Here is a 15,683-nt window from a genome sequence, read left to right as displayed (position 1 = left end):
AGATGTGTATTTTTTTTTTTAATAATTCTAATATTATATTGAAAATAATAGTATATTTTGCTTTGGTTATTCTTTTTTGGTTCTTTTTGTTTTTATTTTTATGCTTTTTGCTTTTTTTTGCTTTTGAATAGGAAGGTATGAGTATAGTCACATTAACGCAACAAGGTATAAATTAGAGTAAATGCCATGAGGTAAAATGGCATGAAAGCAGAACGACATAAGAAAATAATTAGTATTTTAAAAAATACAGGCGCAGCAAAAGTTTCTGTTTTATCGAAAGAACTTAATGTCACGAAAGAAACCATTAGGGCGGATTTAAATTCTTTAGCAAAAAAAGGGATTATTAGCCGTTGCCATGGTGGCGCATATATCGAATTTGAAACCCTAGACAAAGTTGCTAAAAAAGAAATTATTCAGTTTCTTGAGTGCAATGAAAGTTTTAATGAAAGAACAGATAAGGATGATGCCGTGTTAGGTAAAGTATGTGTATTAGGTTCATTTAACGTTGATATGATTAGTTATTTACCTCGACTTCCTGAAGCGGGTGAATCATTATTATCGAATAAATTTATTTTTTCACCAGGTGGAAAGGGATGTAATCAAGCATTAGCTGCAAGTTATTCTGACTCTCCTGTGCATTTTATTACTAAAATAGGAACAGATCAATTTAGTGAGTATGCAATAAATTTTATTTCTTCATCAAAAATAAAAACATCAACAATATACCAAACAGAAAAATACCAAACAGGAACGGCATCTATATTTGTCTCTGAAAACAGTGGGGAAAATATTATTTCTATATATCCAGGTTCAAATATGGATATCACTGCAGATGAAGTTAAAATTCAGAAAGATAAAATTGTAAATTCAAATATTATTCTTCTTCAATTAGAAACGAATGTTGAAGCGTTAAGGGAAATAATCGAAATTGGCAATGAATATAATATTCCGATTATCTTAAACCCTGCGCCTTACAATAACATCGTAAACGAACTAATTGGAAAGGTCGATATTTTGACACCGAATGAAACAGAAGCAAGCTTGCTTTCTGACATCAATGTTGTGGACATTGAAACTGCCAAAAAAGCAGCTGAAATCATCTATAACAAAGGCGTAAAAAAGGTTGTCATTACACTCGGAAGTAAAGGCTCTATTGCATTTGATGGTAATAAGTTCATTTATTCTCCGGCTTACACTGCCGTTGTTAAAAATACGGCGGGTGCAGGTGATGCATTTAATGGGGCTCTAGCCGCTTCATTAGCGAAAGGAAAACAATTTTCTTATGCCTTACGTTATGCATCAGCGTTTTCATCCCTGGCTGTTGAAACAAGCAACGCTTCAGAAATGCCTGAAGATATTAATGTTATGCATCGTATTAATCAAACAACCTACTCGCAGGTTGTGACTCAATCCCCTGAATAAATTAATATTCTGAAACGAGGAAAAAAATGAAAATTTTATTTATTGGTGAATCATGGCATATCCATATGATCCACACAAAAGGTTATGACAGCTTTACATCAAGTAAATATGAAGAAGGCGCTACATTTTTACTAGAGTGCTTAAAAAGTAAAGGTGTAGAAATTGATTATATGCCAGCCCATACAGTACAAATGGCATTTCCGAAAACTGTCGAAGAATTACAAAAATATGACGTTGTTGTGATCAGTGATATCGGAGCTAATACATTCCTACTACAAAATGATACTTTCTATAATATGAAAGTATTACCAAATGCATTAGGCCTAATTAAGCAATACGTTAGCCAAGGCGGCGGCTTATTAATGATCGGTGGTTATTTATCTTTTATGGGTATAGAAGCCAAAGCGAATTATAAAAATACGTTATTAGCCGATGTATTACCCGTCGAAATGTTAGATGGCGATGATCGTGTGGAAACGCCAGAAGGTATTTTTGCAACACCCAAAAATATGCAACATGAAGCAATTAAAGGATTTGGTAATTGGCCGATGTTCTTAGGTTATAACAAAGTTAAGCCAAAAGAAAATACAGAAGTCGTTTTAAATATTGGTGATGATCCATTATTGGTCTTTGGCCAATATGAAAACGGAAAAACAGGTTGTTTTATGAGTGACTGTTCGCCGCATTGGGGAAGTCGTGAGTTTATGGCTTGGGAACATTATTCAGATATGTGGGTAAATATTCTAAAGCAAATCGCACGTTAATTAATTCTTTAAAAGTAAAAAACCAAAAAATAAAGAAAAATAAGTGCTGAATTATATTCAGCACTTTGTAAGCCGATTACAAAAAAATAATGACTCATAGTCAAAATCCAAAAGGAATATTTTATGAGTGTTAAAAGTTATTCTACTCCGTTTTTAATGATAGCAACGGTATTAGCCGGTATGTTATCGCCAATGCAATCCGCAGTGAATGGGCAGCTCGGTGATGTTTTAAAAGATGGTAATGCGAGTGCGGTTATTTCCTTTGCCAGTGGTTTGGTTGTGATGTTTTTTATCATTATTGCGAAAAAACAAACCCGACAACAATTTGCAGCAATTCCGAGTTTAATTAAGAACAAAAAAATCCCACTGTGGAACTGGTTTGCAGGGTTATGTGGCGCAATGGTGGTGTTTTCTGAAGGGGCATCAGCCAGCGCATTAGGGATTGCTACCTTCCAAACAGCACTGATCTCAGCATTATTACTTTCAGGGTTATTATGTGACCGTTTTGGCATTGGTATTGATGAGAAAAAACCGTTTACTACTTTTCGTGTATTAGGCGCCGTTTTTGCTGTCGTTGCTACTTTATTTGTGGTCTCACCGCAGTGGCATTCCAGCTCAGCAATTTATTTAGCTATTCTGCCTTTCTTAGCAGGTTTATTAGCAGGTTGGCAGCCAGCAGGTAACTCAAAAGTGGCCGAAGCCACAGGTTCTATGATGGTTTCTATCACGTGGAACTTTATTGTTGGCTTTACTGTTTTAACGATTGCGTTAGTGATCCGCATGGCATTAGGCCATTTGACCCTTGATTTACCGGGCGTTTGGTGGATGTATTTAGGTGGTCCATTAGGGCTGATGTCGATTGCATTAATGGCTATTTTAGTTCGCGGTTTAGGTTTGTTGATGTTAGGAGTGGCTTCAACGGCTGGCCAGTTACTTGGCTCTGTATTAATTGACCTTCTATTACCATCTCTCGGTAATACCGTCTATTTAGTTACTATCATCGGCACCGTATTTGCTTTAGTGGGCGCAATTATCACCACCATTCCTGAGTTTAGAGAAGCAAAAGCGACAAAAGCCGCAGGAGTATAAAGATGAAAGGGTATATCCAAACAGTGACGGGGCCTGTTAAAAAAGAAGATATGGGACTGACACTACCACATGAACATTTGTTTAACGATTTATCAACGGTTGTCGATGAACCATTCTATGACTTCTCACATGTTCTAGTTGATAAAAAAGTGAGCGCAGATATCCAATGGGGCCTTAAACATGACCCGTATTGCTGCTGCGATAACATGGATAAAAAACCCATTGAAGATGTTATCTATGAAGTCAATAACTTCAAAGAATTAGGTGGCAGAACATTAGTCGATGCAACAGGTTCAAAGGCGATTGGTCGCGATGTACACCAATTACGTGAAGTAGCGATTAAAACGGGCATTAATGTTGTTGCTTCTTCAGGTTTATATATCGAAAAGTTTGAAGGCTCTCGCCTAGTCAACGATATCGATGCCATGGCTAAAATGATTGATGATGAGCTGAATATTGGTATTGATGGAACTGATATCTGCGCAGGTATGATTGGTGAAATCGGTGTTTCACCGTTTTTTACTGAAGGTGAAAAAAACAGTTTACGTGCGGCCTCTGTTGCACAATTGGCAAATGACCACGTTTCTATGAATATTCACATGCCAGGTTGGCAGCGCCGCGGTGATGAAGTCCTTGATATTTTAATCAAGGAAATGGGCGTTAACCCAGCTAAAATTTCATTGGCGCACTCAGACCCATCAGGGAAAGACTTTGATTATCAACGTCGGATGTTAGACCGAGGAGTCTGGCTTGAATTTGACATGATAGGCCTTGATATTTCATTTCCAAAAGAAGGGGTTGCCCCCACAGTGACAGAAACTGCGGATGCGGTGTGTAAGTTGATTGAGATGGGCTATGGTCAGCAAATTGTGTTAAGCCATGATGTGTTCCTTAAGCAAATGTGGGCGAAAAATGGAGGAAATGGTTGGGGGTTTGTTCCTAATGTTTTCTTATCTTTACTTGCGAAAAAAGGCGTTGATAAATCAATGATTAACCGTCTTTGTATTGATAACCCAGCAAATTTATTGGCATAAATACACTGAGCTATTTTACGTTTTATTTGAAGAGAAAACCTGTGCGGCACTTTATTGGAGTGCCGCTTTTTTTGTTTGATAAGGTACTTCAAGGAGCTTGAGTGAGTTTGTGAATTAGACAACTGATTGATTTTATTCCTGAAGAATATTGACTGCATATTACTAAAAATACTCATAAAACTTATATTGAATTAACATTTTGCACAAATATCAATAACAATGAGAATCTAAATAAGATACAATTACACGCTATAAATACGTACCCAGATGACGGAAAAACGTTGCACCTGCGCCCTTCAATCAGACAACTTGCTGCCTATCTGGCGTTATTAGCTGTTGCTATGTTGTTCATTGCGCCATTGGTCTCTAAATCAATGGAACAGATGAATCATTGTATAGCGACAAATAACGTTACAGAGAACACTGCAATGGCAGAGCATTCGATGCGTTCGCATCAAGGAATGTTAATGCCTGAAGGTTGTGAACATAGCAGTGCAATGAATCACCTGTTAATGACGGGGATTGGTCAGTCGCCGATGGAAGATATTGCCTGCGGTTACTGTCAGTTATTGGTTCATTTTCCGTTTCTTATCTTATTGATTGCAGCCGTTATTCGGCAGCTCGCAACATTAACACTGTTCCTGCCATTTGAACGTCGTGTCCAGCTTTGGTTATTTAGACCTTGGACTTTGCGTTTAGCCAGAGCACCACCAATAATCTGATTTTCTTCAACATGAATATTTCAACAAACTAATTCTATTTTTGCCTTATTCAGTAAGGTCGATTGCGTACGTCTTGAATTTGATTGTATTTTCAAGAAACATCCCTGTCGGGAAGTATCGATTTTGTGATTAAAGCAAAGGTGGTGGTATTTCTATTGATATAAGAAACAGGTTAAAAATGAATACACTGCAATTTAAATTTGCACCTGCGGCAACATTAGTTATCAGCGCGATTTGTTCAACATCGGTTATGGCAAAAAATGACATTAACCAAAGCCCAATCACTGAAAGCTCAGTGATGATTGTCACTGCTCCCGTTGATTCGCCATTAACAATTACGACGTCGCCAAAAACACCAAGGCAGCCTGTTCCTGCTAGTGATGGCTCTGATTACCTCAAAACAATCCCAGGTTTTTCCCAAATTCGTAATGGTGGAACCAATGGCGACCCTGTTTTTCGTGGTATGTTTGGTTCGCGCTTACGTATTTTAACCAATGACAGCGAAATGTTAGGGGCTTGCCCATCACGGATGGATGCGCCAACATCTTATATATCCCCTGAAAACTTTGATGTGCTTAATATGATTAAAGGCCCTCAAACGGTGCTATGGGGACCAGGTAATTCAGCAGGGACAATTCGTTTTGAACGTGAAAAACCGTTATTTACTGAAGGCGGGATTAAAGGAAATGCAAGCGCGTTAACCGCATCAAATCACCGTTGGGATGCGAATGCAGATGTTAGTGTGGGCAACGAGACAGGCTACTTACGTGTTATTGGAAACAAATCACGCTCTAATGACTATAAAGATGGCAATGGCGATAAAGTCCCGTCGAAATGGGACAAATGGAATGCGGATGTTGCAATTGGCTGGACGCCAGATGAATACACGTTATTAGAACTTACCGCAGGGAAAGGTGATGGCGAAGCGCGCTATGCAGGGCGTGGCATGGATGGCTCCCAATTTAAACGTGAAAGTTATGGGCTTCGTTTTGAAAAGAGCAATATCGGTGATGTTCTCGATAAAATAGAAGCCAATGCTTATTACAATTATGCTGACCACATTATGGACAACTATTCTCTACGCTCACCATCAGGTGGCACAATGGGCGGGCATATGGGGATGGGGCATGGTGGTCACGGTATGATGAATATGCCAATGAAAATGCGTGTTGACCGTGAAACGATGGGCGGCCGTGTGATGGGAACATGGCTCTGGACAGACTATGAGCTGCGAGCGGGGGCAGATATGCAAACCAATAAGCATCGCAGCAAAAGTACAAGTGGCTGGATGAAAGATGCACAGTTCCAAGATTACGGTCTATTTAGTGAATTAACATGGCAAGCTACCACACAAGGAAAGGTTGTCAGCGGGGCACGTTTGGATCGTGTACTTGTTGAAAATAATAAGGAAATCGGTTCATCAGGCCGTAACACCGTTATGCCAGCAGGTTTTGCCCGTTATGAGCATTCCCTCGAAAATACCCCTGTTATGCTGTATGCCGGCGTCGGTTACACTGAACGTTTTCCTGATTATTGGGAATTATTTTCACCGAAAATGGGGCCAGATGGTACCCCCAATGTTTTTGACCGCCTAAAAACAGAAAAAACGACTCAACTTGATATTGGGGCAAAATATAGCCATGAAAATACCAATGCGTGGGTTTCTGCCTATATTGGCCGTGTTGATGATTTCATTCTTTTCCGTTATAGCGCCAGCAATCCACGAATGAGCCAAGTTGAAAATGTGAATGCTATGATTATGGGGGGAGAGTTAGGTGTGGCACAAAAACTTAGTGACGAGTGGAAAGCTGATGCCAGCCTTGCTTATGCATGGGGAGAAAACAGAACAGACGGTAAAGCGCTCCCTCAGATGCCCCCGCTTGAAAGTCGCTTTGGTTTGTCATGGGAAAAAGGGGACTGGACAACAACGGGGTTAGTTCGTGTTGTGAGTCGCCAAAACCGTGTGGCTATCAATGATGGTAATGTGGTGGGGAAAGACTTTAGTAAAAGCGCGGGCTTTACCATTTTTTCACTAAATACTGCATACAAAGTGGATGAAAATGTGAAATTAAGTGCAGGGGTCGATAATCTGTTTGATAAAACTTACAGTGAGCACTTAAATTTAGCAGGTAATAGCGGATTTGGTTATTCATCTAATATGCCAGTGAATGAACCTGGTAGAACGTTTTGGGCTAAAGTTAACGTGACATTTTAATTGATTATATGAGAATAACCCGCTAGTTATTAGCGGGTTATTAAGAAACGTTTTAAATTATCACGGGTATATAATAATTGAGTTCTTGAATATAGTTGTGTGGGTCATTAACAAAATCATTATAAGTTGGTTTAGACTTCAATATGTAGAGCTCAACATCGGAGCCATCTCCACGCATAATGTCCATTTCTGCGAGTACTTTGCCATATGCTGTGTAAATGATATCGTTATAATCAATCCCTTGAAGGCTGCCATCGAATTTGATTTCTAAATAATTTCCTGCGGGGACTTGTAAGTTTTTTGCTTGTGCAGGAACGATATCTACATCTTTTTCATCTAAAGCCGTGGTATATAAGAAACGGCCTTCTTCGGTAGCATTTAAGTCAACACCATGAATGGCATATAAATGCTGGGTAACATATTGGTTATTATCAAGGAATAATTTCCAATAATGACGTCTGAGCTCTTCCGTCTTAAGGTTCCATTCATTGATATCTTGCGTATAGCGGTGTTGAACGCCCAATAAATTGGTTGCAGTTAATTGGGTTAATCTAACTTGCACTTGTAATTCTTTGCTATCTCGAATTGGGAGGCAGAATCCGTCAACTTTCCAGCCTTCACGTTTTCGGTATTCAGATGGTGTCAGGTTAAACTGCTTTTTGAAGGCTCGGCAAAATGTTTGCTGAGAATCAAAGCGATAACGAAGAGAAATATCCATAATGCTATCATTGGTTAATCGCAACGCGACTGCGGAACAAGATAGGCGCCTAGCTCGAATATAAGAGCCTAATGCTAAGCCCGTCTGGTTTTTAAATAGACGCTGAAAGTGCCATTTAGTATATCCAGACCTATCGGCAACCGTATCAAGAGATAGGCGAGATTCCAAATTTTGTTCAATCCAAAGAATGATTTCTCTGATAACGCTTTCTTGTAGCATGATAATCCTTTCAATTCACTTTTACTTAAGATCAACAGAATGCAAAACTATCAATAGCAGGAGCCAATGTTAGGTGAGTATTCATGAGTCCTCTAAATAAGGATAACATGTCTACTGACAATTTAATTAAAAAGATGTGAAGTTAAGTAAGTTTTGCAATTGTATGATTTAAAGAAAAATCAACGCGATACGCCTGTTCGGTGTTAGCTTAAATTATTACCTAATAAAAAAATAAAACTCAATTTTTATAAACTTAATTTTAGTAATAAATTAATATATAAAAATAAGGAGTCAAATAAGGTAGAAGATTATCACTAATGATGCATCAACATTGGATGGTATTTTAATGATTATTAAAAAAAGAATTGTCATCAGCAGAGGATATTGTCTTTCTTTGATGAGAAATTTTAAATTATGTGAATGTTTTTTTTATAGATATCTGAATTTTTTATGATTTGAAGGTTAAAAATTAGTTTTGAGCTTGTTTTTATTGATTAACTTTTGGTGATGGAAACTTATTGATACGGTTGAAAACAAATTGTCACGTTAAATATAAGGAAATAACAATAAATAGCTCAGATTGATTTTATAAGATAGAAAAAATAAGCTAGAATTTTAACTTAATTAAAAAACAAATTACAAAACTAGAATAACATTATTGGATTAATCTTAAAAAGAAAATCCATTTCGTTTTTTTAGGGATTAATATGTGATCCGGTTCAACTTTAAAGTGTAACGATGTAATTTTAAAAGTCTTTTATTTTCAAATTGATACCTATACTTGTTGGTTTTTTTTATAAAAAACTAGTCTTATTTTGATGTATTTAACTGAGATTTTATTATCATGAATCAATTTATACACTTAATGGGAATGGTAATTTACGCATCGATTAATTGTAATGTTATTGAATCTATTTGGGGGAGTTATGAGTAAAGATAATATCGCTAAAATGTTAGGCTTAAAAATTAGAATGCAACGAGAGAGTCATAAAATGACAATTAAACAAACAGCGATTTTAATTGGCGTTTCGGAGGATGAAATGAGTCGTTTTGAGAACGGTGATAGCTGTATTGATGTTGATTCATTATTTCAATTTGCTTATTTATTTAATCTAGAGCCAACCACTTTTTTATATGGCGTTGTTAACACAAATAGTGGGGTGCGCAGTACATTGCACTAGTTAATTTGTAATGTCAGTCATCAGACTAGCTTCTATAAGATGCCTTTTTTGAATTGTTATTTTGAATATACATTATATAAATTCAATACGTTATGAAATACGAAAGCGAATTGCTTTTTACTTCATTAGGTATTCAAAAATGGAGTTACACTAAATAAAACCATTATTAGTTAGCTGGTTTATTATTTCGTCAGTAAGTTTGTTCGCTTGTAACCAGTGATTCTTTTGGAATAATTTTTCGTCGTTGTGTAATTTCAGAATAAATTGGTCAAGTTGCTTGACGATAGATGTTTTCTCGTTAATGCTTTGATTTTCTTGATTAATGATAAATTTACTCTCAACTTCATAGCTGTGATTACACTGTTTAAGTGAAATTTTATCGGCAATATTTCCAGTATTAAAAAATAGCTCAATTGAAACGAGCAACCCGCCTTTATGACGAAGGTTAATAATGAGAACATCACCATTTTCCATTTTTGCGAAAGGGTGTGAGTATTGAACTGAAGTTTCGGTTAGGGATAAGTCAGGTAATAACGATAAAAGCAATTCAACCTTTTGCGTCAATGTGCTGCGTAATGTATTGAAAGGGAGTCTATTTTCAGGCTCAATCATTCGATGGGAAGAAAGTCGTAATAACCCTGTTTCGGATTTATTTTTGACCGCTAAAGATGTTTTAAGTTGATTAAATGTATCTTCAAAAGAAAGCACTGGGTTGTAATAAATGCAAACGCCGTTACGTTTTGCTTGTTTAAATAATTCAGTTAGCTCTGGCTCTTTATAGTTGGGGATATTATTCAGTAAGAGATCTTTTCCTGCATCGATAGCGCGCTCTATCGTGAATTTGAGTAATTCATCACTGCACACTGATGTCATGATGATGGAGTTCACATCATCATTATTCATCAGTTCCTCGATTTTGCGCTTTTGGCACATGTAATAGCTCATTGATGGTAACGATGGTTCAATATCGCAAACTGCTTTGAGCTCACAATGGTGTGCACTCAATTTGACTGCTTGAATATAGGGTAAATTTTGGTTGTACGTTCCGATTAAACCAACGCCAGTACGCTCTAGGGACGTGACGGAATGTTGCTCTTCAAGTAAACGAAGGTGGCCTAGTAAATACAGAAAGTGTGTGTTTACCATGTTTTACCCCTATTCTTGCTGTCTATCGGAAATTCACATAATCTCAACATAACAGGGTGAAATAATAATTTCATTTTAATGTTTTATTAGAATTTGTATTTTCTGATGTAACTCACAATTTACAGAAAATAATGTCTAAAAATCACATTTAAGTTGTCGAGTCGAACAAAAGCGTGGAAGAGGAAGAATGGCTGATATAGAGCAGCTAAATAGAAGGCTCTTAACCCATGGAGGAGTGAGTTAAGAGCAATTATGCTTATATGAGCTTGCTGCCTTGGCGATAGGCTAAGGCGACAGTAAGTGATTGGGCTAAACATAATGTGGCAGATTGTGAACGAAAAGCATCAACTTGGGCTTCTTTAATCACAAAGCAGACATCACTAAAACTGGCCAATGGGCTGATTTGACTATCAGTGATAACAATTTGTTTTGCCCCTGTTTGAGCGGCTTTTTCACTTACCATCACAGTTTCTGAGGCGTAAGGTGTGAAACTGATCGATATAACAACATCATTTTCGCTAATTCGGCTGATTTGCTCTTTAAACATTCCACCCAGCCCATCAATTAAAATTGGGCGGCATTCTAAATGACTCAGTGCGTAACTTAGATAAGTTGCAACGCTAAAAGAGCGGCGTAAGCCAATAATGTAGACATTTTGTGCTCCTGCCAATAATGATACCGCTTTTTCCATATCTTCAGCAGGTGTTCTTGCTGCCATTTGCTGCAATGCTTGTGCGTTTGAATGCGCAAATTCTTTTAAAATTTGTGCTGGATCATCGCTTAACTCCTGCTCACTATCCATTTCACGAAAGAGCCTTGCTCTATCTGTATAGCTAGCGGTTTCCTCAACCAAATTCATTCGAAATAGTTGTTTCATTTCATTGAAACCGCTGAAATCAAAAGCATTGGCGAAGCGGATCAGTGTTGATGGGGGAACATCGGCTTCTTTAGCAATAACGGCAACGGTATCGAAGGCAACGCTGTTAGTATTATCGAGCACATACCTCGCTACCTGCTGTAAGCGTTTGCTGAGCTCGTCATAACGCGCTCGAACTTGCTCTTGAAACTCATTTAAATTTGCTGCACTTGACATATAACCTCCATGATTTGGCTCTAATTGTAGTTGTTTTGTGCCGTTAGTCGAATCTTTTTGAAACAATCAGTTCATACGACCAAGCCTTTTCTTATCGTCTATCTTAAACTATGGGGTTTTCATTCAACAAATTGAATGGGTTATCTCATGTTCTCCTTTTATTGAATACACTAGAGCCGCCGCATTTAACCCGATAAGTTTACTTGTTCTTGGGAGCGTTAATGGCTAAAACCAGTTTTTGAAATGTGCATATTTAAAGTGAATAGAAAATTTCATAAAAACTTTGGCTGGATCACATAAATTGAATGTTATTTCAAATTTGGTTGAAAATGAAATGAATATTTCATATACATTAAATAACACAAGGTAACTCTATCAGCTAAAGAGAGGCAGCATGGAACAGATTCATAATTTTATTGGTGGTGAAATCGTATCCAGTCAAAGTGGGCGATTTGCGCCAGTATTTAACCCTGCAACAGGAACGCAAATTGCACAAGTGGGGCTTAGCAGCGCTGATGAAACGAAAAAAGCCATAGAAGTTGCACACAAAGCATTCCCTAAATGGGCAAAATTATCACCGTTAAAACGTTCTCGCATCCTTTTTAAATTTAAAGCATTACTCGAAGACAACATGGATGATTTGGCTCACCTGATTTCAAAAGAACACGGTAAAGTTTTTTCCGATGCTGTGGGGGAGTTGACCCGTGGATTGGAAGTCGTTGAATTTGCGTGTGGTATTCCGCATTTACAAAAAGGTGAGCACTCGGCCAATGTGGCAACGGGCGTAGACAGCCATTCATTAATGCAACCTTTAGGTGTTTGTGCAGGGATTACGCCGTTTAACTTCCCTGCAATGGTGCCAATGTGGATGTTCCCAGTGGCGATTGCAACGGGAAATACCTTTGTTTTAAAACCTTCTGAAAAAGATCCATCCTTAGCATTGGCACTAGCAAAACTGCTGAAAGAAGCGGGATTACCAGATGGCGTGTTTAACGTTGTACAAGGGGATAAAGAGTCTGTTGATGTCTTATTAACTGCGCCTGAAGTCCAAGCAGTTAGTTTTGTTGGTTCAACGCCGATTGCCGAGTACATTTACGCAACAGCATCTGCCCATGGTAAGCGTTGCCAAGCATTAGGTGGTGCGAAAAACCACTGTATTTTAATGCCTGATGCCGATATGGGGCAGGCTGCGAATGCGATTATGGGCGCTGCGTTTGGTGCTGCGGGTGAGCGCTGTATGGCGCTGTCGGTTGTGCTTGCTGTGGGCGATGAAACCGCAGATGCGTTGATTGCGAACCTGAAAGGGCAAATTGCCAAAATGACAGTTGGCCCAGGTATCACTGAAGGTAAAGAAAACGATATGGGGCCAGTTATCTCTGCGCAACATAAAGCCAAAATTTGTGACTATATTACCAGTGGCGAAAAACAAGGCGCGACTCTGTTAGTTGATGGTCGAGATTTTAAAGTGGCAGGGTTTGAAAATGGCTATTTCGTTGGGCCAACATTATTTGATAATGTCACTCCTGAAATGGACATTTATAAAGAAGAGATTTTTGGACCCGTGCTTGCCGTTGTCCGTGTACCAGATTTTGAAACGGGGTTGAAACTGATTAACCAACACGAATATGGTAATGGAACCGCGATTTTTACCCGTGATGGTGAAACGGCGCGTGAATTCCAAGAGAATGTTCAAGCGGGTATGGTTGGTATCAATATTCCTATTCCTGTCCCAATGGCATTCCACAGCTTTGGTGGATGGAAACGTTCAATTTTTGGCCCCTTAAATGTGCATGGAAATGATGGTGTACGCTTCTATACTCGCATGAAAACGGTGACAAGCCGTTGGCCAGCCAGTGTGCGTTTAGAGCATCACGAAAGTAGTTTCACAATGCCAACCATGGAATAAATGGAGACCCAGATGAATAAGCAGAAAATGACCACAGCTCAAGCATTGGTAAAGTTTCTTAACCAACAATATGTTGATGTCGATGGTGAGCAGTATCCGTTTATTCAGGGAGTATTTACGATTTTTGGCCATGGTAACGTTGTAGGTTTAGGGCAGGCGCTTGAAGAGGCGCCTGGTCACCTGCGTGTTTATCAAGGGTGTAACGAGCAAGGCATGGCACATATTGCGACAGGTTTTGCTAAGCAAAAAAAACGTAAGCAAATTTTTGCGGTTACCTCTTCGGTGGGGCCTGGTGCAGCGAATATGATCACCGCTGCCGCGACCGCCACGGCAAACCGTATCCCATTGTTGTTATTGCCTGGTGACACGTTCGCAACACGTCAGCCAGATCCTGTTTTACAGCAAGTTGAACAATACGGCGATGGAACTATCAGCACCAACGATTGCTTTCGTCCTGTTTCCCGCTATTGGGACAGAATTTCACGCCCAGAACAATTGATGGCTGCGATGGTTAATGCCATGCGGGTATTAACTGACCCTGCGGATACAGGGGCGGTAACCATTTGCTTACCACAAGATGTACAAGGTGAAGCGTGGGATTACCCTGATTACTTCTTTGAAAAACGTGTTCATCGTATCGAGCGGCGCCCTGCAACAACGGTGAGTATTGAAGAGGCGGTTGCCCTGATTCAAAGTAAGAAAAAGCCACTGTTAGTCTGCGGTGGTGGGGTGCGTTATTCTGAAGCACATGATGCATTTATCCAGTTTGCAGAAGATTACCACATTCCGTTTGGTGAAACCCAAGCAGGGAAAAGTGCTATTGTTGCGAGCCATCCACTTAATATGGGGGGAATCGGTACGACAGGGGGATTAGCGGCGAATTTATTAGCGAAAGAAGCTGATCTTATTATTGGTGTCGGCACCCGATTTACCGATTTTACAACAGCTTCTAAATCTTTATTTAGTCATCCTCACGTTGAATTCTTGAACATTAATGTCGCCGAGTTTGATGCCAGTAAATTAGATGCTTTAAAAGTGGTGGCAGATGCAAGAGAAGGGCTGCAAGCACTTGATGCCAAAATGAAAGTGACGGGCTACCAAGGGCAATGGGGTGATGAAATTAAACAGGCGAAATCACAATGGAAAGCGGAACTCGATCGCTTGTTTAGTATTCAGTACCAGCCGTTAGATTTTGTTCCTGAAATTGCAGGCCATCTCGATGATAAACTTGAAGAATACTGTAAGGTTCTAGGTACCGAATTAACGCAAACCCGCGTACTGGGGCTGATGCAGCAACATCTGGAAGATAACGCCATTATTGTGGGTGCCGCGGGCTCATTACCTGGTGACTTACAGCGTATTTGGTTACCAAAACAACGTGATACCTACCATTTAGAATACGGCTATTCCTGCATGGGATATGAAATTGCGGCAGCAGTCGGTGCTAAAATTGCCGCACCGAAGCAACCTGTGTATGCGATGGTTGGCGATGGTTCTTACCTAATGTTGCATAGCGAGTTACAAACCGCCATTCAAGAGAACATTAAAATCACTATTTTATTGTTTGATAACGCAGGGTTTGGTTGCATCAATAACTTACAGATGAGCCAAGGTATGGGCAGTTTTGGCACAGAAAATCGCTATCGAAACCCACAAACTGGCTTAATGGATGGGCCATTAGTGAAAGTGGACTTTGCGAAAAACGCAGAAAGTTATGGATGTAAAAGTTATCGAGTACATGATGAAACACAGCTCTTGGAAGCACTCATGGGTGCTAAAGAGCATTCAGGTTGTGTATTGATTGATATTAAGGTATTGCCAAAAACAATGACAAATGGCTATGAGGCATGGTGGCGTACAGGTACGGCTCAAGTCTCTGAGAAACCAGAAATCGTTGCAGCGGCAGAAAGTATTAAACAGATGGTTGAGAACAACGTTCGTCTTTATTAATGAATGTCTAGTGACTCATTGAATGGAATCGGCGGTTGTTAACCGCCGAGGAGCGCTTCTGGGTGTCATGCCTATAGCGTTAATATCGTCAGGTAGGGTCGTTATTGGAAAATTTAGCAAGGATTGCTTTTTATTCTATATTCTCTGAGGTTAACGTGCGCGTTAGCTTACTTTTATTTTAGCCCAGCTTTTGCTGGGTTTTTTTATGGTTTTAATAATTTAAA

The 15,683-nt window shown here is 39.1% G+C and carries 12 protein-coding genes; 9 read left to right on the top strand and 3 right to left on the bottom strand.

Translation table 11 applies throughout. The annotated features are described in order from the left end of the window. The first annotated feature begins 201 nt into the window (after positions 1-201). From KDJ85_RS08280 to KDJ85_RS08255, 6 genes are all read left to right on the top strand, one after another. Positions 202-1,422, top strand: a complete 1,221-nt coding sequence (locus tag KDJ85_RS08280) for a PfkB family carbohydrate kinase (RefSeq protein WP_225819240.1) — start codon at positions 202-204, stop codon at positions 1,420-1,422. 26 nt (positions 1,423-1,448) lie between these two features. Next, positions 1,449-2,186, top strand: coding sequence for a glutamine amidotransferase (locus KDJ85_RS08275; protein ID WP_225819239.1), 738 nt, complete (start codon positions 1,449-1,451; stop codon positions 2,184-2,186). A 123-nt stretch (positions 2,187-2,309) separates the two neighbouring features. Then, complete coding sequence (locus KDJ85_RS08270) at positions 2,310-3,275, top strand: DMT family transporter (protein WP_206082760.1); 966 nt, start codon at positions 2,310-2,312, stop codon at positions 3,273-3,275. Between the two features lie 2 nt (positions 3,276-3,277). After that, positions 3,278-4,309, top strand: coding sequence for a phosphotriesterase family protein (locus KDJ85_RS08265; protein ID WP_225819238.1), 1,032 nt, complete (start codon positions 3,278-3,280; stop codon positions 4,307-4,309). Between the two features lie 281 nt (positions 4,310-4,590). After that, positions 4,591-5,031, top strand: a complete 441-nt coding sequence (locus KDJ85_RS08260; RefSeq protein ID WP_225819237.1) for a DUF2946 domain-containing protein — start codon at positions 4,591-4,593, stop codon at positions 5,029-5,031. Between the two features lie 178 nt (positions 5,032-5,209). Next, entirely contained in the window at positions 5,210-7,246 is a 2,037-nt protein-coding gene (locus KDJ85_RS08255) for a TonB-dependent copper receptor (protein ID WP_225819236.1), read from the top strand. A 52-nt stretch (positions 7,247-7,298) separates the two neighbouring features. Here KDJ85_RS08255 and KDJ85_RS08250 read toward each other — a convergent pair whose 3' ends face one another. Next, a complete protein-coding gene (locus KDJ85_RS08250; protein WP_225819235.1) occupies positions 7,299-8,183 on the bottom strand; it encodes a helix-turn-helix domain-containing protein in 885 nt (294 codons plus the stop codon). Positions 8,184-9,109: 926 nt separating this feature from the next. On the opposite strand from KDJ85_RS08250, the gene KDJ85_RS08245 reads away from it, so the two are divergent. Then, positions 9,110-9,364, top strand: a complete 255-nt coding sequence (locus KDJ85_RS08245; RefSeq protein WP_225819234.1) for a helix-turn-helix domain-containing protein — start codon at positions 9,110-9,112, stop codon at positions 9,362-9,364. Between the two features lie 150 nt (positions 9,365-9,514). Here the strand turns inward: KDJ85_RS08245 and KDJ85_RS08240 are convergent, their stop codons facing one another. Both KDJ85_RS08240 and KDJ85_RS08235 read right to left on the bottom strand, forming a co-directional pair. Next, positions 9,515-10,510, bottom strand: coding sequence for a hypothetical protein (locus tag KDJ85_RS08240; protein ID WP_225819233.1), 996 nt, complete (start codon positions 10,508-10,510; stop codon positions 9,515-9,517). Between the two features lie 256 nt (positions 10,511-10,766). After that, positions 10,767-11,603, bottom strand: a complete 837-nt coding sequence (locus KDJ85_RS08235; RefSeq protein ID WP_206082755.1) for a MurR/RpiR family transcriptional regulator — start codon at positions 11,601-11,603, stop codon at positions 10,767-10,769. A gap of 394 nt (positions 11,604-11,997) precedes the next feature. Between KDJ85_RS08235 and KDJ85_RS08230 the strand changes: the two genes are divergently transcribed. Then, positions 11,998-13,509: a CoA-acylating methylmalonate-semialdehyde dehydrogenase gene (locus KDJ85_RS08230; RefSeq protein ID WP_225819232.1), complete on the top strand. Its 1,512-nt coding sequence runs from the start codon at positions 11,998-12,000 to the stop codon at positions 13,507-13,509. 12 nt (positions 13,510-13,521) lie between these two features. Continuing rightward, entirely contained in the window at positions 13,522-15,459 is a 1,938-nt protein-coding gene (gene iolD / locus KDJ85_RS08225; RefSeq protein WP_225819231.1) for a 3D-(3,5/4)-trihydroxycyclohexane-1,2-dione acylhydrolase (decyclizing), read from the top strand. Positions 15,460-15,683: the final 224 nt, after the last annotated feature.

The organism is Providencia vermicola, from assembly GCF_020381325.1.
Classification (GTDB): domain Bacteria; phylum Pseudomonadota; class Gammaproteobacteria; order Enterobacterales; family Enterobacteriaceae; genus Providencia; species Providencia vermicola.
This window is presented reverse-complemented; position numbering and strand designations above follow the sequence as displayed.